At 38.0% G+C, this 20,898-nt stretch carries 22 protein-coding genes and 1 riboswitch; of the genes, 3 read left to right on the top strand and 19 right to left on the bottom strand.

All coding sequences use genetic code 11. From position 1 onward, the window contains the following. Nucleotides 1-132: 132 nt before the first annotated feature. From AC6HVZ_RS12655 to AC6HVZ_RS12710, 12 genes are all read right to left on the bottom strand, one after another. Entirely contained in the window at nucleotides 133-807 is a 675-nt protein-coding gene (locus AC6HVZ_RS12655; protein WP_497558531.1) for a response regulator, read from the bottom strand. Further along, nucleotides 800-2,407, bottom strand: a complete 1,608-nt coding sequence (locus AC6HVZ_RS12660; RefSeq protein WP_497558532.1) for an ATP-binding protein — start codon at nucleotides 2,405-2,407, stop codon at nucleotides 800-802. Before AC6HVZ_RS12660 ends, AC6HVZ_RS12655 begins: the two co-directional genes overlap by 8 nt. Nucleotides 2,408-2,460: 53 nt before the next feature. Then, nucleotides 2,461-3,414, bottom strand: a complete 954-nt coding sequence (locus AC6HVZ_RS12665; RefSeq protein WP_497558533.1) for a threonine ammonia-lyase — start codon at nucleotides 3,412-3,414, stop codon at nucleotides 2,461-2,463. 338 nt (nucleotides 3,415-3,752) lie between these two features. Continuing rightward, nucleotides 3,753-4,391, bottom strand: coding sequence for a queuosine precursor transporter (locus AC6HVZ_RS12670; RefSeq protein ID WP_497558534.1), 639 nt, complete (start codon nucleotides 4,389-4,391; stop codon nucleotides 3,753-3,755). A 59-nt stretch (nucleotides 4,392-4,450) separates the two neighbouring features. Further along, nucleotides 4,451-4,939, bottom strand: a complete 489-nt coding sequence (queF, locus tag AC6HVZ_RS12675) for a preQ(1) synthase (RefSeq protein ID WP_497558535.1) — start codon at nucleotides 4,937-4,939, stop codon at nucleotides 4,451-4,453. A gap of 475 nt (nucleotides 4,940-5,414) precedes the next feature. Next, nucleotides 5,415-5,461, bottom strand: a riboswitch (PreQ1 riboswitch). A gap of 75 nt (nucleotides 5,462-5,536) precedes the next feature. After that, nucleotides 5,537-5,908, bottom strand: a complete 372-nt coding sequence (gene dhaM, locus AC6HVZ_RS12680; RefSeq protein ID WP_497558536.1) for a dihydroxyacetone kinase phosphoryl donor subunit DhaM — start codon at nucleotides 5,906-5,908, stop codon at nucleotides 5,537-5,539. Between the two features lie 3 nt (nucleotides 5,909-5,911). After that, nucleotides 5,912-6,532, bottom strand: coding sequence for a dihydroxyacetone kinase subunit DhaL (dhaL, locus tag AC6HVZ_RS12685; RefSeq protein ID WP_497558537.1), 621 nt, complete (start codon nucleotides 6,530-6,532; stop codon nucleotides 5,912-5,914). A gap of 18 nt (nucleotides 6,533-6,550) precedes the next feature. Continuing rightward, nucleotides 6,551-7,546: a dihydroxyacetone kinase subunit DhaK gene (dhaK, locus tag AC6HVZ_RS12690; protein WP_497558584.1), complete on the bottom strand. Its 996-nt coding sequence runs from the start codon at nucleotides 7,544-7,546 to the stop codon at nucleotides 6,551-6,553. Between the two features lie 165 nt (nucleotides 7,547-7,711). Continuing rightward, the gene (gene glpK, locus AC6HVZ_RS12695; RefSeq protein ID WP_497558538.1) at nucleotides 7,712-9,205 is read right to left on the bottom strand and encodes a glycerol kinase GlpK; all 1,494 of its coding nucleotides are present in this window, start codon (nucleotides 9,203-9,205) and stop codon (nucleotides 7,712-7,714) included. An 11-nt stretch (nucleotides 9,206-9,216) separates the two neighbouring features. Further along, complete coding sequence (locus AC6HVZ_RS12700) at nucleotides 9,217-10,047, bottom strand: MIP/aquaporin family protein (protein ID WP_497558539.1); 831 nt, start codon at nucleotides 10,045-10,047, stop codon at nucleotides 9,217-9,219. Between the two features lie 265 nt (nucleotides 10,048-10,312). Beyond that, nucleotides 10,313-11,566, bottom strand: coding sequence for a formaldehyde dehydrogenase, glutathione-independent (gene fdhA, locus AC6HVZ_RS12705; protein ID WP_497558540.1), 1,254 nt, complete (start codon nucleotides 11,564-11,566; stop codon nucleotides 10,313-10,315). Between the two features lie 108 nt (nucleotides 11,567-11,674). Next, complete coding sequence (locus tag AC6HVZ_RS12710) at nucleotides 11,675-11,854, bottom strand: hypothetical protein (protein WP_497558541.1); 180 nt, start codon at nucleotides 11,852-11,854, stop codon at nucleotides 11,675-11,677. Between the two features lie 372 nt (nucleotides 11,855-12,226). On the opposite strand from AC6HVZ_RS12710, the gene AC6HVZ_RS12715 reads away from it, so the two are divergent. Together AC6HVZ_RS12715 and AC6HVZ_RS12720 are read left to right on the top strand one after the other, a co-directional pair. Beyond that, nucleotides 12,227-13,024 carry a transposase gene (locus AC6HVZ_RS12715; RefSeq protein ID WP_497558542.1) on the top strand — a complete coding sequence of 266 codons (798 nt, stop codon included), beginning with the start codon at nucleotides 12,227-12,229 and terminating at the stop codon, nucleotides 13,022-13,024. Nucleotides 13,025-13,057: 33 nt separating this feature from the next. Beyond that, a complete protein-coding gene (locus AC6HVZ_RS12720) occupies nucleotides 13,058-13,372 on the top strand; it encodes a hypothetical protein (protein WP_497558543.1) in 315 nt (104 codons plus the stop codon). A 342-nt stretch (nucleotides 13,373-13,714) separates the two neighbouring features. On the opposite strand, the gene AC6HVZ_RS12725 is transcribed toward AC6HVZ_RS12720, so the two are convergent. Continuing rightward, nucleotides 13,715-13,795, bottom strand: coding sequence for a putative holin-like toxin (locus AC6HVZ_RS12725; protein WP_497558585.1), 81 nt, complete (start codon nucleotides 13,793-13,795; stop codon nucleotides 13,715-13,717). A 174-nt stretch (nucleotides 13,796-13,969) separates the two neighbouring features. Then, nucleotides 13,970-14,755, bottom strand: coding sequence for a beta-carotene 15,15'-monooxygenase (locus AC6HVZ_RS12730; RefSeq protein ID WP_497558544.1), 786 nt, complete (start codon nucleotides 14,753-14,755; stop codon nucleotides 13,970-13,972). 70 nt (nucleotides 14,756-14,825) lie between these two features. Between AC6HVZ_RS12730 and AC6HVZ_RS12735 the strand changes: the two genes are divergently transcribed. Beyond that, the gene (locus AC6HVZ_RS12735) at nucleotides 14,826-14,990 is read left to right on the top strand and encodes a hypothetical protein (RefSeq protein ID WP_497558545.1); all 165 of its coding nucleotides are present in this window, start codon (nucleotides 14,826-14,828) and stop codon (nucleotides 14,988-14,990) included. A gap of 124 nt (nucleotides 14,991-15,114) precedes the next feature. On the opposite strand, the gene AC6HVZ_RS12740 is transcribed toward AC6HVZ_RS12735, so the two are convergent. The 5 genes from AC6HVZ_RS12740 to AC6HVZ_RS12760 form a co-directional block, all read right to left on the bottom strand. Next, nucleotides 15,115-15,393 (bottom strand): YciI family protein, encoded by a 279-nt coding sequence (locus AC6HVZ_RS12740; RefSeq protein WP_497558546.1) that lies wholly within the window; start codon nucleotides 15,391-15,393, stop codon nucleotides 15,115-15,117. A 338-nt stretch (nucleotides 15,394-15,731) separates the two neighbouring features. Beyond that, on the bottom strand, nucleotides 15,732-16,175 hold the full coding sequence (locus AC6HVZ_RS12745) for a carboxymuconolactone decarboxylase family protein (protein ID WP_497558547.1): 444 nt from the start codon (nucleotides 16,173-16,175) through the stop codon (nucleotides 15,732-15,734). 1,000 nt (nucleotides 16,176-17,175) lie between these two features. Continuing rightward, nucleotides 17,176-18,537, bottom strand: a complete 1,362-nt coding sequence (locus AC6HVZ_RS12750; RefSeq protein ID WP_497558548.1) for a GntP family permease — start codon at nucleotides 18,535-18,537, stop codon at nucleotides 17,176-17,178. 15 nt (nucleotides 18,538-18,552) lie between these two features. Then, nucleotides 18,553-19,674 carry a glycerate kinase gene (locus AC6HVZ_RS12755; protein WP_497558549.1) on the bottom strand — a complete coding sequence of 374 codons (1,122 nt, stop codon included), beginning with the start codon at nucleotides 19,672-19,674 and terminating at the stop codon, nucleotides 18,553-18,555. Nucleotides 19,675-19,801: 127 nt separating this feature from the next. Beyond that, entirely contained in the window at nucleotides 19,802-20,872 is a 1,071-nt protein-coding gene (locus AC6HVZ_RS12760; protein WP_497558550.1) for a CdaR family transcriptional regulator, read from the bottom strand. Nucleotides 20,873-20,898 lie beyond the last annotated feature (26 nt).

A 20,898-nucleotide genomic window follows, 5' to 3' on the forward strand; every position in this document is an offset into this window, starting at 1 on the left:
TTCTCTCAACTTCATAAGCATCACGCTCAACTTGGTCTGATTTCGGCAAAAACACGGGTAATTTCTATACTCTTATCATTTTTAAAAGGATGCCAGCTGCATTAATAGCTGACATCCTTTTATTTTAATATCCTACTTCACGTAATATCTGCGTTCAGGTCTTCCAACAACACCATATTCCAGCTCTGCCGCAATACTTCCGACAGTAATTAAATATTCCAAATATCTTCTGGCTGTTGTCCGGGAGGCTCCAATCCTTGCTCCCATTTCTTCAGCCGTAATTCCGGCATCTATTGTCTGGATTATTTCTTTTACTTTTTCCAGTGTTAAAGGATCAATACCTTTTGGTGTTTGCTTCACTGGAGGCTTTGAATCAGATTGGTAACCAAAATAATTATCTAAAAATGCCTGGTCGACTTCTTTCTTTACCTCAAGTTTTTCCTTCATTTGTTTATAGCGTTCAATTGTTTCAATAAATCTTTCCATTTTCACTGGTTTAATAATATAATCAAAAATGCCATTACGAATCACATCACTAACAATATCTTTCTCTGTAGCAGCAGAAATCATAATGAAATCAAGCTCAGGATTAATTGTTCTCAATTCCTGTATAATATCTGAACCTAGAATATCCGGCATGTAAATATCAAGTAAAACCAGATCCACCGCTTTCGTTTTTATTAATTGGATTGCTTCCATCCCGTTTAAAGCTTTGCCTACAACTGTAACATTGCTGATCTTATCCAAAAACTCCTCATGAATGCCTGCAATTCGATAATCATCTTCTACAATCACTGTTTTAATCACTTGCTTCCCCCCTCTTAACCCCATCTACTTCTTTTGGAATAAATACGGCGAATACCGTTCCTCCTCCCGGCTGATGATGTACTTCTATATGTCCATTTAGTTCCTCGATTGTTTCTTTAACAATCGCTAGCCCAAAACCACGGTCTCCTTTTCCTTTCGTCGAAAAACCTTGTTCAAATATTTTATTCATCAAGTTTTCAGGAATACCGGTTCCATTATCAGCAATTTCAAACACAACATCTACGCCTAAGTCTGTTGCAAAAAAAGTGATTTTTCTGTCTTCCATCTGTTCCACTGCCTCAATTGCGTTATCCAGCAGATTACCTAAGACAGTTATTAATTTTGCTATATCCATTCGTTTTGGAAGTGGATCAAGATAACTATTAGGTTCAATTGCAAAATTTATTTTTTTCTCAGAAGCTTTGCCAATTTTCCCTAGCAAAATAGCTTGAATGGTTCTATCTTTTATTTGTCCAAGAAGAACTTTATTTTGCGAACTATTAACATGTGATTCGATTTGAATCAATTCGATCGCCTCTTTATAATGACCGAGCTGCAGCAAGCCAGATAAAACATATAGTTTATTCGTATATTCATGTGTTTGTGCCCGAAGATCCTCAGAATACTGCCTAACTTCTGATAATGTATTAATCATTTCATTCAGTTCCGTTTTATCTCGGAAGCTGGCTACAACACCCACTACCTGTTTATTATCAATGATTGGTGTACGATTGACGATCACTTGTCTTTTATTCAAAATCATTTCATCATCTTTACTGACTAAACCAGAGCGAAGTACATGGTACATTTTCGTATTAGGAAACACATCTTCCACTTTCTGACCAATCATATTTTCATTAATTCCAAGTATTTTCCGGGCAGATTCATTCATTAGATTAATTTTCCCATCCTGATCCACTGCGATCAAACCTTCCTTAACAGACGCAAGAATGGCATTGCGATCCCTGTATAATGACGCAATTTCATGTGGCTCAAGACCAAACGTATCTTTGCGGATATTTCTTGCCAGCAATACACCACCAAGTATTCCGATAACCAGTACTGGAAGGGAAGCTCCACTTATTTTTAACAGTTTCTTAAATATAGTAGATTGAATATCCTCAACCATAAAACCTACAGAGACAATGCCAACAACGTCCCCGTTATGATTAAAAATGGGTGCTTTTCCTCTTAGTGATGGGCCAAGACTACCGACCGCCTTTGAGGTGTAGTATTCTTTATCAAGCAGTGCCCTATCATTATCACCGCCAACCATTTGCTTTCCTAGTTTTGCTTCATCAGGATGGGCAACCCGAATACTGTCTTTATTTCCAATTACGATGAACTCAGCACCAACAAATTCTCTTACTTCTTCAGCAATTGGCTGGATTATATCTTCCGGATTTTCCTTTTCAAAGGCCTCTTTGACTGATGGCATGAAAGAAATGGTTGTTGCAATATGCAAGGCACGCTCGCCAATCTGTTCCTCAATATCCTGTGACTCCAAATAGCCATTGATACCAGTCAAAAGAAAAGTTACCAATAGGATTAAACTGATAAGCAATACTAAAATTTTTGTTTGCAAAGAGACTCTGGTCATTTATGGATTCCTTCCTCAATCATGCTGTGCTTTATCTACGTAAATGAAGTGGCTTACTTTTTGGGTTTCATCTCGTGAATCCTCTCCAAATCCACATTCCCACCAGACAACACACATACTACATTTTTATTTCGTATATTTAGTTTATCATACATTGCTGCAGCCACTGTCACCGCACTCGATGGCTCGATCAGCTGTTTCATTCGTTCCAGTACAAAAAACATTGCTTGGCGGATTTCATTTTCACTGACAAGAACAATTTCATCCACATATTTCTGTACAACGGGGAACGTCATATCACCAGGCTGACTTGTTCTTAATCCATCGGCAAGTGTTGCAGTTTCAAGGATTGACGTCATGTTACCATTTTTCAGTGATAGATATGTATCATTCGCACTCACCGGTTCAACACCAATAACTTTAACAGAAGGCTTCATTTCTTTGATTGCAGTTAAAATCCCCGAAATCAAGCCACCACCACCAATTGGAACCACAACAACATCAACATTATCCAGTTGTTCCAGTATTTCTAAGCCAACAGTTCCCTGCCCGGCGATAATTAATGGATCATCATATGGCGGGATGACGACACCATTATTTGCTTTTGCCAATTCCTCGGCACGCGGTAATCGATCGGCAGAAGTCATGCCACATTTTTCAATCTTGCCATTATATGCTCGGATAGCATTTGCCTTACTTGGATTGACATCCTCAGGCACAACAATTGTCGCAGGAATACCGAGCTCATTTGCGATATAAGCAACCGCCTGTCCATGATTCCCGGATGAAGCAGCTGTCACAAAAGTTGCTCCATCTTTTACTGCCTGCTTTACTTTATTTGTCGCACCTCTAATTTTAAATGCGCCTGTTTTTTGTAAATGTTCCGCTTTGAAAAACATATTATTCCCACATATGGATGAAAACTGGGTGGAACTTAGGATTGGTGTTTCGTTTATAAAATGGTGGATTTGTTCACGTGCATGATAAATATTTTTTATTGTGATCATGAAGTCACTCCTTTGCTTAAAATATTTGTGATAGTTCGCCTTTCATATCTATCGGATCAGGTCTGTTTCATACCCTCCCAGCCTCAACAGAATACAGTAAACCCATCTTTTGCTAATTATTCCCCAGAAAAACACATGCTTTATGTCGAACCCATAAAGCCACGTATGACAAGAACCCCTATATTATTACCCGGGAAATAAAGATTCTCCGTTTCTTTCATAATTTGATAGTTTTCACCAAAGTTAAAGAAGCCTAATAAAAGTAATAATATAATTGTAAATTCTGATAATTTTATTTTAACATATTAACTTTTAAAAATTAAAAAATACATCCCCCATTAAGAGGAATGTATTACTTCAGTTTCTGTTTGTCCACTCTTTGCTTTTCTTGCCATTTTTACAAGAAAATAAACAATTGGTGTATCAACAATTGCTACCATTAATTTAAACACATATTGAGTCGCAATCATTCCAAAAAGAACACCAAATGGAACGGTTCCCCAAAAAGCAACGGTAATGAAAATCATAGTATCCACAAGCTGGCTTGTCATCGTTGATATATTATTACGCAACCAGAGCTTTTTCTTACCATGTTTTGCTTTTAAACGATGAAACAAACTGACATCTAAATGTTGGCTGGCTATGTAAGACAACAGACTCGCCAACATAACTCGGAAGCTTCCACCCAGAATAGTCTCAAACTCTAATTGAGATTCAAAAACTGGTGCAGCGGGAAGTTCAATTACAATAAACACAAAAATCATTGCAATTATTTGTGTAAAAAAACCAGTCTGAACAGTCTTCCACGCAGCCTCTTTCCCGTAAACTTCACCAATCACATCGGTTATCATAAAAGTCACAACATAAACAATTACTGCAGCCGGTAATATAAATTCACCGACACTAAATAATTTCACACCTAACATATTTGATACAATGAAAAGTCCGACAAATAATGCATGTAAATAGACAAACATAAAGATCCCCTTTCAATTAAGAAGATCAAAGCATACCCTAATTACTTAAAAAACTAATGTTAGCGATTATCAATTTTTTCCGGATACATATCATGATTCATCAAACGATGTTCTGCCATTTGTTCGAATTTCGTTCCCGGCTTCCCATAATTACAGTAGGGATCAATGGAAATACCACCACGTGGCGTAAATTTCCCCCATACTTCAATATAGCGCGGATCCATTAATTCGATTAAATCATTCATAATAGTGTTTATGCTGGCTTCATGAAATCCACCATGGTTACGAAAACTGAATAAATACAGTTTCAATGCTTTACTTTCCACCATTTTCACATGAGGAATGTAGCTTATATATATTGTCGCAAAATCCGGTTGCCCTGTCATTGGGCATAGTGTTGTAAATTCCGGACAATTGAATTTCACAAAATAATCTCTGTTTGGATGATTGTTTTCAAATGTCTCTAAAACTTGCGGCTTATAATCAAATTCATACTTTATTCCCTGGTTTCCTAATAGCGTTAATTCAGATAGATCCTGTTCCTTCATTTGTAAAACCTCCCTTATTAATGATGGCTGATTTTTTTAAGATTGGGAATGCGTATTGCTCGTTCCAACGAAGCCATTTGGAACTACGGTTACGCCTCTCATCGAAAAAGCCCTAAAAAGAATAAAAGTGCGGGTCTTCATTTAGCGTCGATCAAACCGGAGTAGTCTGGGACTGCACAAACTAGGACAGTTCCAGGCTCTTACGCATAAAACGGTGTGAAAAAGTAGTAGAGTCATTATGTCTAATGGGATACTGATAATTAATAAATTTTCAGAGGATACCGAAATATCGATAAATGCGTAAGAGCCCAGTTCCAGACTACACTACGCTCGTTCTCCCCAAAAGAGCCTGCTAGTTGCTGGGAGCTGGACGTTGCTGATTCTGCAATCAAGTTATATATAACCCCAAAATTTTATCGTTTCCTTTCCACTAAAAAAAGCCATGCACTAAGGCAATGGCTTATAATCGCATCATTTATCCTTAGTTTTTTATAGAGGGTTGAAGCTAAGAACCTCTATTGTATTTACGCAAATTATTATATATAGGAAATGGAAAAGTGTCAATCTCGGTGAAACAGTCTAGTGATATGCGGTCTATTAAAATGCTTTCATGACTGCATCATAAACCTCTTGAAGACTTTTTTCCATCCCGGATTCGACAGCTGCAACATAAGCTCCTTCAACCAATGGTGCCTCCACCAGTTGGATAGCTTCTGTTTCAGCCATTTCTATTGCAATTTCTGCATTCATTTTTGCACTGCCAATATCAAAGAAAAGCAGGACACCTTCTCCCTGATTGGCGTTTTTTATAGCTGCGCCTATTTTATCAATACTTGTTCCAATATCATTCTCTTCTGTACCACCGGCCAATTCAATCGGAACATCCTGAATAACTTGTTGGATAAGGTCTTTAAGCCCATCTACAATTTTAGAACTATGAGAGATTAATACAATACCAACACGGGACATAATCTAATTACCTCCTTCAATCACTTCTGCAAGTGCTTCGAAAATATAGAATGAGGATGCAGCTCCAGGATCAATATGACCAATAGACTTCTCTTTAAAATAAGATGCTCGCCCCTTTGTACCCATCATTTCTTTTGTACTTTCCATTGCCTGCTTTGCAACTTCCAGAATTTCGTCTGCCTGAAAATCCTGATCACGCTTGAAATAATCGGCCACTGGGGACCACACATCGATCATTGTTTTTTCACCTTCCGTTGCTTTCCCTCGTTGTTTCACTCCATTGACTGCTTCTTCAAGTCCTTTTCCAAAGGCTTCAAAATTTATAGAATCACTGCCTTTTACAGCAATTGAAAACTTTAAAAAAGCTGTACCAAATATTGGCCCCGATGCACCTCCAACCTTGGACATTAATGTCATCGCAGCGTCTTTTAGAACATCTGAAGCATTATTATAATCCTGTCCATTTAGTTTATTTACTACCTCCTGAAACCCACGAGCCATATTAATCCCATGATCTCCGTCGCCTATCGGTTGATCGAGTGCTGTCAGATATTCTTTATTTGTTTGTATTTTTTGATTGGTTCGTTCAAACCATTGAATCATGTCTTTTACTTGAAGTTCCATAAAATATCCTATCCTTCCTCATGAGCGAAAAGCTGGTGCAAGGGATTCAGCTTCTAGTAATGATTTAAGTTCCTCATCTAATTTTAATAATGTAACGGAGCAGCCTGCCATCTCTAAGGATGTCATGTATTCTCCTACAAAAGTTTTGTATACGTGAATTCCTTTTTCCTTTACTATTTCATGCACTTTTTGATTAACAATATAGAGTTCCATTTCTGGTGTGGAACCCAATCCATTGACCATAACTGTAACTTCATCCCCACTTGATAATGCAAGATCAGCTATTACTTTATTTGTTAGTTCAACAGCTATTTCGTCAGCGTCTGCAAGTTTTTTTCTCTCTATTCCAGGTTCCCCATGAATTCCAATCCCAATTTCCATTTCATTTTCATTCAATTCAAAGCTTGGTTTACCAGCTGCAGGAACAATACATGGCGTTAGGGCCATCCCCATTGACCGAACATTATTTACCACTTTTTCAGCAACTGCTTTAACCTCTTCCAAGGAAGCGCCTTCTTCCGCTTTTGCTCCAGCAATTTTATGAACAAAAATCGTTCCAGCAATTCCTCTTCTTCCAGTTGTAAAGGAACTATCTTCCACAGCTACATCATCATTCACTATAACTTGTTCTACTTGGATGCCTTCTGCTTCAGCTAGTTCTGCTGCCATTTCAAAATTAAGTACATCACCGGTATAGTTTTTAATCACTAAAAATACACCTTTTCCTGAATCAACAGCTTTAATTGCCTCCAACACTTGATCCGGTGTTGGCGATGTAAACACTTCTCCAGCCACTGCAGCATCTAACATTCCTTTACCAACATAGCCAGCATGAGCAGGCTCGTGACCACTACCACCACCACTTACAAGTCCAACCTTATTTGCAATAGGTGCCCCGTTTCTGACAATGACCAACGTATCTGATACCTGTTTCACCCTGTCTGGATCGCCTGCAACCATGCCTTTAATCATATCCTGTACCACCTGATTTGGATCATTAATAATCTTCTTCATCTTGATCTCTCCCTCCCCATCATCCTTAGCTATAATTCGATTATTCTGATTGAAGCCTGTTAAATCATTCGACTCTTTCCACATCTATTAGAATAAGAGAGATCAGCTTACCTTTTATTTAAGATAATGACGACCTCTCCTATCAAAGTGTTTTATATACTACTCTTATTTAAACGCTCTTGTTGCCTCAACTGCCTTTTTCCAGCCAGCATAAAGTTCAGCTCGTTTTTCGGTATCAAGATTATCCTCGAATGTCTTTTCATTTTGCCATTGTTTAGCAATTTCTTCTTTATCTTTCCAATAACCAACAGCCAGTCCTGCTAAGTATGCAGACCCTAATGCAGTTGTTTCCTGGACAACTGGCCTTTCAACAGGGACCCCAAGCATATCACTTTGGAATTGCATGAGAAAATTATTTTTAACCGCCCCACCATCCACGCGGAGTGTTTTCAAATCAATTCCGGAATCGGCAATCATCGCATCCAGCACATCTTTCGTTTGATATGCCAATGATTCCAGTGTTGCACGAATAATGTGGTCCTTTGTTGTTCCACGGGTAATTCCAAACATAGCGCCTCTTGCATCACTATCCCAGTATGGTGTGCCAAGCCCAACAAATGCAGGAACCATATAGACACCATCCGTGGAATCAACATTGGTTGCAAAATGTTCACTTTGTGGTGCATTTTCGATAATTTTCAGCCCATCTCGAAGCCACTGAATTGCTGATCCAGCAACAAAAATACTTCCTTCCAAAGCATATTCTACTTTTCCATCAACTCCCCAAGCTAGCGTTGTCAGTAAACCATGCTCTGAAGCAACACCTTGATCACCAGTATTCATCAGCATGAAGCAGCCCGTTCCATACGTGTTTTTTGCCATCCCTTTTTCAAAGCATGCCTGACCGAATAGTGCTGCCTGTTGATCTCCTGCAATACCTGCAATTGGAACTTCATGACCAAAGAAATGATAATCCACTGTATTTGCATACAATTCTGAAGACTCACGAACTTCTGGAAGCATTGTTTTCGGAACAGTTAAAATATCTAATAATTCCTCATCCCATTTAAGATCATAGATATTGAACATTAATGTCCGGGATGCGTTAGAATAATCGGTAATATGTGTCTTACCACCAGAGAGCTTATAAACAAGCCATGTATCCATCGTACCGAATAACAAATTACCATTTTCCGCTTTTTCTCTTGCGCCTTCAACATGATCAAGAATCCATTTGACCTTTGTACCGGAGAAATAAGGATCGAGTAATAGACCTGTTTTTTCCCTGAATAAATCGTTATGCCCCGCTTCTCTTAGTTCCTTGCAAATTCCATCCGTTTGTCTAGATTGCCAGACAATAGCTTTATAGACTGGCTTGCCTGTTTGTTTATCCCAAACTACCGTTGTTTCACGCTGGTTAGTAATGCCAATTCCTGCAATCTGTTTTGGCGCCACATCTGATTTTCTTAAAACCTCTGCCATACAACCAAGTACAGAAGTCCAAATTTCATTCGCATCATGTTCCACCCAGCCAGGCTTCGGAAAAAACTGTTCAAACTCCCGTTGCGCTGTCTCCACAATTTCCCCTTGATGATTAAAAAGAATCGCACGTGAGCTTGTTGTTCCTTGGTCGATCGATAAAATAAATTGATTTGTCATAAAAACTCCTCCTATATAGCTTTTTCTTCCATTTCTTCTGGAGTATTCTCATTTTTTTTTAGTTCTACGCTTGTAGCACCAATTAAAATCACAACTACAACTACACTTAATATCCAAAAAATAGCAGAAAAATTACCTAGAAATATTGCATTATAAAATACTGCTCCGTAAACACCTCCAAGTATCGGCCCAACAACAGGAATCCAGGAGTATCTCCAATTCGATCCGCCCTTACCTGGGATTGGAAGAAGCGCATGAGCAATTCTTGGACCAAGGTCTCGAGCAGGGTTGATCGCATATCCGGTAGTTCCGCCTAGAGACATTCCAATTGCAATAATCAAAGCACCTACAATTAAAGGATTAAGCCCTTCTGTGAATTCATTCGCACCAATAAACATGAGTCCCATTAACAGTACAAATGTACCTACCATTTCACTAACTAAATTTGATAATGGACTGTGAATAGCTGGATCTGTTGAAAATACAGCTAATTTAGCACCTTGATCCTTTGTCGCTCTCCAATGTGGCAAATAATTCAGAAAGACGATAGCTGCACCGATCATGCCCCCAAGGATTTGCGCAAGTATATACACTGGTACTTTTGCCCATGGAAACTCTCCTGCAGCTGCGAATCCCAAAGTTACCGCAGGATTAATATGTGCACCTGTAAATTGACCTACTGCATATACCCCCATTGTAACACCTAGTCCCCAACCAATTGTAATAACTACCCATCCAGCACCTTCTGATTTTGTTTTCTTTAAAACTACTCCCGCAACTACTCCACCACCAAAAATAATGAGAATCATCGTACCAATCAATTCAGCTAAAAATTCTGGCATTTAAAACACCCCTTTGTCCATTTTTAATCTATCCATCTTTCAAGCTAATTAATTTCGAAACAAAAAACCCACACTCTAATAGACATACTTTCTCTAGGAAAGTACTATTAAAGTGTGGGTCTCTTCTCTCCGCCACATAATTAACTTATACTAACAACTTTACCTTATCCTGAAAGCGTTGTCAACAGTTTATTTAGTTGGATAGCAAATATCCTGGTTCCACTGTGTGCAACTCGGTGATATTTCATTCAAAAAAGTTAAATTTTTATCTTGTTATTTGCTGGGATGTTTCAAGGTGTTGAGTATTACTAATCATGCCATGTGGGTCAATAACAAACTTTCTGGATGCTCCACCATCATACGCTTTATAGCTATCTGGAGCTTGTTCAAGAGAAACTACTGTGGCATTAACCGCTTTAGCAATTTGAGCCTTGCCACTTAGAATCGCTTTCATTAAATCACGGTTGTATTTCATTACTGGTGTTTGTCCAGTTACAAATGTATGTGCTTTTGCAAAACCTAAGCCGAAGCGAATTTTTAAGGTTCCTTCCTTTGCATCAGCATCTGTTGCACCAGGATCTCCAGTCACATACAGACCGGGTATTCCTAAGCGTCCCCCCGCTTTTGTTATTCCCATAATGGAGTTCAGCACAATCGCAGGCGCTTCTTTGGCACCTTCCCCGTGACCACTTGCCTCAAAACCTACCGCGTCAACAGCACAATCCACTTCTGGTGTCCCTAAAATTTGTTCAATTTGTTCACCAATATCTTCATGCTCACGCAGATTTATCGTCTCACAACCAAAACTTCTTGCTTGCGCTAAACGTTCTTCGATTAAGTCACCAACGATAACTACAGATGCACCAAGTAACTGAGCCGAGTGAGCTGCAGCAAGACCTACTGGACCTGCACCAGCAACATAAACAGTCGATCCGGTTTTTACCCCAGCACTTACTGCACCATGATATCCAGTTGGAAAAATATCTGAAAGCATTGTTAGATCAAGAATTTTCTCCATCGCTTGGTCTTTATCAGGGAATTTTAATAATTGGAAGTCCGCATAAGGAACCATTACATATTCGGACTGTCCACCAACCCAGCCGCCCATGTCTACATACCCATATGCTGAACCAGGACGATCCGGATTCACATTTTCACAAATGTGTGTATCCTGTCTTCTACAGCTTGGACAGCGACCACAGGCAATATTAAACGGAACCGATACGATATCTCCCGTTTTAATAAATTCAACATCACTGCCTGCCTCGATAACTTCTCCTGTAATTTCATGGCCTAAAACCAATCCACTCGGCGCAGTTGTCCGTCCTCTTACCATATGCTGATCACTGCCACAAATGTTTGTTGAAATAACTTTAACAATCACCCCATGGTTACATTTCCTACCCACATTCAGTGGATTAACTCCGGGGCCATCCCGCAAAACCAAATCCGGATAATCAATATCCCTTACCTCTACTTCACCCGGTTTCACGTAAACTACTGCTCTATTACCTGCCATACTACCACTCCTTAAAATATAATAGTTTTAAAGGTGTCAAATAGATGCAAGCGCTATCATTCTATATATTATTCTAATCTTTATTATTAAATATTACAACTAATTAGTCTATAAATAATAGTTAAAATAGCGGGAATTATATACACTATTATTCTTTGCTAAAATAGCGCTAAACAACCAAAGTAATCCTTCAATGATTTGTTGGTTATTATTTTTAACTTTTTGTGTGTAAGGAGACTCCCCAACCGTCCCGAATCTTATATGCTTTGCTGATTTTCGTTCTTGCATGCTAATCACCTCTTAAGGTTAAGATATGTATTTGTATATTTCTTTGAGTTTACCTAAAAATAATGATTGACTTTCAACAAAAAACAGGCATCAAAAAGTTCCAATGAAAAACGGGATCTTTGATGCTTATTTTTGTATTTTTTGTTCAAAAAGGATGTAATTTATTGATAAATAGAAGTAAAGAGCCTCCTCAAGTGTGTTAAAATTTTATTGTACCAAAACAAAATTTATCAACACAAAAAGGAGACTCTTTATGTCTAATTATAACACATTTAACCAATCCATTTATACCGCAAAACGTTCCATTTTTCATTTTGCGTCCAAATTAACCCAAGGACTACAAAAACCAAACACAAAGATTTTATACTGGATATGTTATTTGGACTAGCAAAAGGCAGATCTGTTTTGCTTTCCAAAATTGCACGTGCTCTGGAAGAACCTATTGATACGTTACAGACGGTCAAGCGATTGTCCAATCGAATGGACGAATTTCACGAAACAAGCGAACTGTTAGAAAACCATGAGAAAATGATAAAACCTTTTCTACAAGAGGAAGACAATCTGATTTTGATGGATGATTCCGAAATCGGGAAACCAACTGCCATTAAAATGGAGGGACTTGGGCGAGTGAGGGATGGTTCAACTGGAGAGTATGGTAATGGATATTGGACAACCAACATGATTGCCGTGGCGCCAAAGACAAAGCATCCCATTTCGGTTTATTCCCATTTATACTCAGCGGCTGAAAAGGGGTTTCTCAGCGCAAACGAAGAAACGTACAAGGGCTTGGATCATGTCAATCGGCTAGTGGAGGAAAAGCAGGTAACTTTTGTCATGGATCGTGGATATGACAATGTAGAAGTCATGAAAAAGGTACTCAAGCAGGAGAATAACTTTATCATTCGGATGAAGAAAACGAGAGATGTGTTGTATCAGAATAAAAAATACAATATATACGATTTGGCACTCCGAAGAAAAGGGAAAATTAATTTTCGTTCCGAAATAAAGGGAACCGTTTATGACCTGAAAGTCTCCCACCTTACTGTGGAAATCCCTGCTCTAAAGGGGCAAAAATTCACGTTGGTGATCGTATATGGATATGGAAAAAATCCGATGATGCTGCTTACGAATAAGCAAGTTCGGGAAAAAACGGAGGTGCTATCCATTTAAAAAGCCTATATTACCAGATGGCGGATTGAAGAAATGTTTCGCGTGCAAAAGCTGGAATTTGACTTAGAAGATGTTCGGGTTCGTACCTTGCCAAGACTGAAAAGAATGTTTTTACTCGTGTCTATTATGATAACATTTATGACGCTGCAAGTAGAAAAGCAGAATGGATTTTTTCATGATGTAATTGAACGGGCAAAAGGTATTAAAGCAAAGAATAAAATTAAGATGTTTCTATATCGGTTTTCGGCGGGAATGGAAGCTATATTGAAAAAAGATAAGCATGGCGTTTGGCATTTTAAATATATAGAGAAGCAAGTGGGTTCACGACAGCTAACATTCCAACTCTGAAATAACTAATTGAATAGTCTGAAAAAACATACCACTATGTATGTCTATTTGTGTTGAGGAAAAATTGCTTCCTTCAATAAAACCAAAAGTAAAACCTTCTATAGGTCTGTTAAGTGAACTAATCCTGTTTTATGCGGAGAAAAAAGGTAAACTCAAAGTATATTTCAGTTTTCATTTTTATTAAAATAGGGTATAATAAAATTAGAAAAAAGAAATATACTAAATAATAACCGCTTGTGCTGTAACACCAACGGTCGTCTACAATAGCCCTTCAAGGGGGCGACTCACACAGTTTTTATGGTAATAATAACCACCCACTATGCTGGTCAGGCGCATGGGTGGTTATTTCTTGCGTTCTGACAGTAATACAATAATCAATGTTCCAAATGAAATCATCAGAACAAGAGATTCAAATACTGTCATATGGCATCACCTCCCATCCTGTAAAGTCAGGGAGTGAGACCGCACCCACGAAAGCCATATTGTACAACTATATTATAGCAAATAATATTGAGTTTTCCTACTTTTTTAAAAACAAAAACAACTTGCTGCCTCTAAAGATATTTCAGTTTTCATTTTGATTATACCATTCCCAAACTAATCTCTACACACCCTCTCCTTCAACACACGTTTAAATCGCTCCGGATCATCCACCCGAATGGCTACTTGATTAAATTTCTTTTTCATTCCCATGAATAGCGTTGCCTCAACTGGATGCTTTAACTTTAATATCACTTCCGGCTGTACTTGTTCAAAATCTCGTGCAATAAATTCAATCGTATCTTTGGAAGGTTTTTGCTGTAAAATCTCTGGTTCTTCAATCACTTCATCGATTTCAGTCCAGCTGATTTTCATTCGTTTCATGAGACCGAGCGATAGATACATCCGGTCACCTGTTACCCTTATCGGATTTAACCGTACTGCCTGGATGTCTGCAACGAATAGAATTACCGAATAGATGTTCAAAATTAATAAAATCACCGACAGGATAAGCGATTTGTCATGTAACCACCAATGAATCCCAATTGTTTCAAAAATTATTGCATGGATCAGCATCAATTGAAGGGCGACTAGACTCGACTTGTGATGCAAGGTAAAAGTATGATTATTTATTATTGGCTTTTTCCTATAGCTGGCAAACGCATAGTAAAACACCAACATTTCGGAACAAATGACCCGAATGATTGGAACATCATTCACTTTTTCATGAACTGCATCGGAAAAAGAGAAAATTACCGGCAGTGAACTTCGCTTTACCGAACGGATAATTCCCGGCAGATATTTAAATAGGGTTACAAGTAGCAAAATTTCCAGTAAAACAAGAAAACCTTCAATCCCAAAACCGATCCATGTTACCGCTTCAAATGGTGCTAAGTATTCCATAGGGATAAGGAAGCGCACGAGTATAAGTCCTGCAGCCATTGTCATGATGAAAAATTTCCAGTTCCATTTTTTGAGCCATGCAATAAGTAAAATCGGCGAGACCAATCCTAAATCAACCATTGACCCGATGACGACACCATTTGTACTCTCAGTTATTGCGTTGATCCCAAACGTTGTATGGTACAATGCAGCATTTGAACCTAATACAAGCAGTAAGAGAACAAGCCAGCCATGACGAAGAAAGTTCTTTTTTAATACAATAAAGTCTCACCCCCTACATTTTAATAAAAGTGCTAATTAATTATCTTATATCGGTAATCTCATAATCTTTCGGCATGTTTTGTATCTAGCTTTTAAACTTAAAACAATTCTGTTTCGATAACCGCCATATTCCATTCATGGATTTCAAATCCTCTGGCACCATGGATGATATAAGGATCCTTCATTACGATTTCCTCTACTTCTATTAAATTTTCTCCTTTATAAATAACAAGGCCACCAGCATCATCAACAAAAGGACCTTTAGCAAATATTTTCCCTTCATTGCCTCTTTGCTCTACATACTTTAGGTGATCTGGTCGGTACTGCTTACTTTTTTCTTCATCCAACATCGGTAAAAATACTGAAAAATATTTCATTATATCCTTCCTTTCTTGTCATCTATTTCTATTATATATGAATTTGTTGTTGGGTGATTAGGGATGTGGTGTGTATTTTGCCAGAAGTTGAGAGATATACCGTTCAGCTTGAGAGATATAGGTAGTGTAGCTCAAAAATAAAGTTTGATCAAAAATATCCCGTTATAACCCCATTTTAGGTAAAATAAAAAGAATCCTTTTTGAAGAGATATTGATCAAAATCGATTCTTTTCCTATGAATTAATATACATTTTTATAAAAATGTTTGATCATTTTCTACCTATGTTCCTCCGCAAAAGCGCCCTTTTGTTGAATATTGAAAGTGCGATTTAGAGTAATTACTTTTCAGTTGCTATGTTTCCCATTGAAATAGAAAGTCTGTTCCAACTATTAATTTGATTGATTATCAGAGCAAGGTCAACATACTGTTTCTCATCGTAATGTTCACGCACTCGTTGATAAAGTTCATCTGGAACACGTTTTGTCGGGATTAATGTTATATGCTCCGCCAACTCTAAGGCTGCTTTTTCTGCTTCTGTATAAAAATCACACTCTCCCCATGCACTAACACAGTATATTCTTTGTTCTGTTTCACCCATTTTTCGTGCATCTGCTGTGTGCATATTCAAACAAAATGCACAGCCATTAATTTGAGAAATACGAATTTTAATAAGCTCACGAAGTTTTCGTTCAATTGCTGTCGTTTTCGTGTATTTTTCCATATCCATCATAATTTTCATACCATCAGGTGCAATTTCATAGTAAGAAACTCTTTGACTCATAAAGCAAAACTCCTTTGATTTAGTATAAGATTATTATATCCTTACAAGAAATCTATACATAATGATTTGCTCTACAATCTGGCCCGATTCTGGAACAATTCATCACATTAATTGTATCAAACATATTTTAAAATTATCGGACTTTATTTAAAATGATCAGACTTTTTTTCAAAGCTACAGGTAGAAAGTTGAGCGAAACTGAGTGGAAATTGAGAGATCATCGAATCATAGGAGGTTATCTCTCGCCTTATCGTTTTTTCTCTCAACTTTATACAATTATCTCTCAACTTACCGCTTTTTTCTCTCAACTATATACAACTTTTCTTAATTTCCCTTTTCTTTCTCTCAACCAATGCCATTCGTCACTAACTCCCTACTTTTTTTGAACATGCCTCAGGTGTTCAAGCATGGCCAGCTTACTTTCCCCTTCAATCTGACAAAGTACACGGTTTATATATGGGGTTGCGAAATATTTTATGATAAACATATTGCTGATTGGTATTTTACATATTCCACCACTTCCAAAAAGTTACCTTATTTTGTCGTCGAAACTAAACCAGCTGCCATATCTTATGGGACTTCAACATTGGAACAATCTAGATATTTTACAGGCTAAAAACATTATGAGCGTTTATTAAATGGAGAATGAGATCTTTTACATTAGCATCTGCAGACAACAGCTCATTTAAAACCACTTACTTATACGCTTCTTTACTTGATCATGCGTATGATACTTCCCTTCATCAAGTTGCTTTAATCCGACGTCTCTTTTATATTGAATATATATTTCCTCCATAATATTCTCATAGGTTGAAGTTTTAAACCTTTAAATCCCAATATAAAGGAAAAATCACAGAACAAATTCATATGCGAATTGCTCTGTGATTTTGAGTATTGTTTAGACTGCTATTTTAGTTTTTGTACCTTAAAAGGGAACGTCTTAGAATAATTAGATATTGCTCTTTTTCTCAGTGTCGATTTGACTGAATCTTTCTTTCTATTAAACCAATATAACCCACAATACAAATGTAACTGCAATGGCAGTAACACCTTGCAAGAGAGTAGCGGCTGTTTGCGCTTTATATGCTTGTGTTACCGACATGCCACTAAATTCTTTTACAACCCAGAAATAACTGTCATTTACATGGGATACTACCATTGCACCGGCACCTATTGACATTACTACTAATGCCAATGGTACTGCACCATTAATACCCAGCTCAACAAGAAGTGGTGCCACTAATGTTGATGTTATGACAAGTGCTGCCGTTGAAGACCCCTGTGCTGATTTCAGAGCTGCAGCAATTAGGAATGGAATCAACAAGAACATTGCTCCGGTGAAAAATGCATTATCCCCGAAACCTTGAATGAAGTCAGCTACAGGAGTAGTACTGATTACTCTGCCAAATGCTCCACCAGCCCCAGTGATTAGTAGAATAGGTGCAGCTTCTTTTAAGCCAACCCCTATCCAATCAGACAATGTTTCTTCATCATATTTCGGTAGTAATAGGAAAGCCAGTAGTACGCCAATTAATAACGCAACAACTGGTGATCCCAAAAATAATAAGATATCAAAAAACGTCCCCGACCAGCCTGCGAATGTAATTACCGAACTAAAACCAATTAATAATATTGGCACAACAATTGGTGCGAAAGATTTTACTGCAGAAGGCATTTCCCCAAATTCTCTTACAATCTCATCATAGTCATATGCTGCGTCATCCTGATCTTCACCTTCTACTTTAATAGTTGTCCCAACTTTAACTGCCCAAATATAACCTGCAATGATCGCAGGGATTGCTACGATTATACCGATCAGAATAATTGTTCCAAGGTAATCTTCTGCCCCTATATTACCCGCAGCTGCTATCGGCCCAGGTGTTGGTGGCACCAGTGTATGTGTAGCAAATAACCCGGTAGATAACGCAACAGCCATTGATGCTACAGCTACCTTAGCCTTTTTAGCTAATGCTTTCTTTAAGGAAGATAAGATAATATATCCAGAATCACAGAATACAGGGATACTAACAATTGCTCCAATTAGACTCATAGCCATTTGTGGACGCTTTTCCCCAACAATTCTCAGTACAACTTCTGCCATTCTTAGTGCTGCCCCTGACTTTTCTAAAATTACACCGATAATTGTCCCGAAAACAATGACAAGACCAATGCTTGTCATTAGCCCGCCGAACCCACCATTAACAGCCTCGACTACTTCTGACAGTGGCAGTCCAGCAAGAATTCCAATACCAAATGCTGCGATAATTAAGGATAAAAACGGATGTAATTTTAACTTGGCAGTTGCAAAAATAACAAACAATACACCAACAATAATTAATAATATAAGACCGAAACCTTCCACTTTCTCAACCCCTTTTTAAATTGAACTAATCAAATGAATAACCTGCTTTGTCTGTTCATAAAGCAACTTCTCTGCATTTTCCATACATACATGAAGCGATAGTGGCTTATTCACAATAGAAAAACAGCCTGAAAATCTCTCCCTTAAAACATCTAAATCTCCATCAAGACTTCCTGAAATTAGAACAACTGGCACATGATACTTTTTCGCTAGTAAAGCAATATAACCTGGTGCTTTCCCGTATAGTGTCTGTTCATCACTTTGGCCTTCCCCTGTAATAACAAGGTCGGCTTGCCGAATTGCTTCCTCAACCTTGATCGCCTTAGCTAAAAGCTCTGCCCCTGAAACAAGATTTGCACCAAGTGCCAGCATGGCAAAACCAAGTCCACCTGCAGCACCAGATCCTGGAATATCTTTTAATGACTCGTTAATTTCTGCTTCTATTAAATCACCATAATCGTCCAAATACTGATCATATTGCTCGATTTGCTCATCTGTAGCCCCTTTTTGTGGTCCGTAAACAGCTGTTGCCCCCCTTGCACCACAAAGTGGATTATCCACATCACATGCAATCTTTATGGATGCTTTTGCTATTCTTGCATCCATTTTTGAAAAACTTACCTTCTGCACCTGTTTCAGGTCCTTCCCAAAAATCCCAACCTGTTTACCATCTGTATCAATTGCTTTCATGCCTAGTGCCTGCAGCATTCCAAGCCCACCATCATTGGTGGAGCTTCCGCCTAGACCAAGCACAAAATCAGTGCACCCCCTATCTAATGCATCGATGATGACTTCACCGATCCCATAAGAAGTAGTAAAATCCGGATTCCGCTTCTTTTGTGGAACTTGAACTAATCCCGCAATGCTTGCACATTCAATGATGGCTGTCTGCTTATCAACAATGGCATAGCTTGTGTCAAGTTTTTCTCCAAGTGACCCTGTACATGCTATCGGGATCCGCTCGCCCTTCGTTGCTTTAAGCATAGCCTCGAGCGTCCCCTCACCGCCATCAGCCATTGGCTTTAAAACAATCTGTGATGTGGGAAGCACTTCTTTAATTGCTTTTTTAATTGTTTCAGCTGCCTGGATAGAAGTCAGGCTTCCTTTAAATGAATCTGGTGTGACGACAATTCTCATAATGTACTCCTTTGTACGCTTCTCGTAGGTCTTATTATCATTTAACAGCATTTTGATAGCGTTTACAATTGGAGAAATAAATGAAATTTCTCTGAAGGTAATCAAAATAATTTGTGCATTTGCACAGTCATAATTGCCTGCTTCTAATTATTTTCAAAATAAAGGCATCTTGAAAAACACGTGGATCCAACCCTGTCTTTTCTTTCATTTGATCTAAACGATAATGAAGTGTATTGCGATGTATATGCAGGGAATTCGCTGTTTCTTTTATGGAGAAATTATTATCTAAATAGGTGTCAACTGTTTCAATATAGGTTTTTTCCATGTTATGAAGCAGATTTTCAAAATGCAGGCAAATATGTTGATATTCCTCATCAGAAATGGAGGTAGTTAATCGTTTAATTTTCCAATTGTCACTATAAGTAACGGCTGATGCTCCTTTATTAAAAGATAATGCTTGTTTTGCCTGATTATACGATTGTCTAATCCCTTTCAGCCCAAATCCTGACTCTCCTACCCCAATTATCAGCTCCTTTAGCTTGATTCGCTCGATAAGTTTCTCGACTTCCTCATTGGTTATGGAGACTGTAATGACTATCTGTTCTTGAAATGGCAATACAAACAGAACATTTTTATGGAGCGCAGTTATTCGGCCTTGTACAGTTTCTATTTTTTCCAGAACATTCACTCCACTAATCACAATCACACGCCAAGGTGCAGCTGTGTTTATTTTTAAGTTGTATATGGCTTCCTCTTCTAGTTTTTTCTCATTATACCCACTTGGATGAAGCAGCTGTTGCAGGAAGTTATTCCACTGTATTTCTTTAAAATATGCTTGTCTTTGAATATATAGTTGTTCCAAAATAATTTCAACGGAAACACGAATTAATCCCGTAATTCTGATAATCTCTTCAGGTTTCCCACTCACTCCTACTACTCCGGATATTTTCTCCTGGTGCATGATTGGAAGATTTGCACCAGGCATTGTACCAGGATAATGCTGTATATTAGTTTCCTTCAAAAATAACTTTGTATTAGTTTTAATTACTTCAATGGCTCCACTATGAATCTCGTTAACTCTGAGAGGATTTGTGCTTGCAACAATTCTACCGTCAAGATTCATTATATTCATATCAACATCGATATACTCGGCAAGCCGTTTAATGATTTCCTGTCCCAATTCACTAGTAATCTGCATTGTATTCCCCCTTTTAACTCCATCTT

Source organism: Oceanobacillus sp. NCCP-135 (assembly GCF_059698015.1).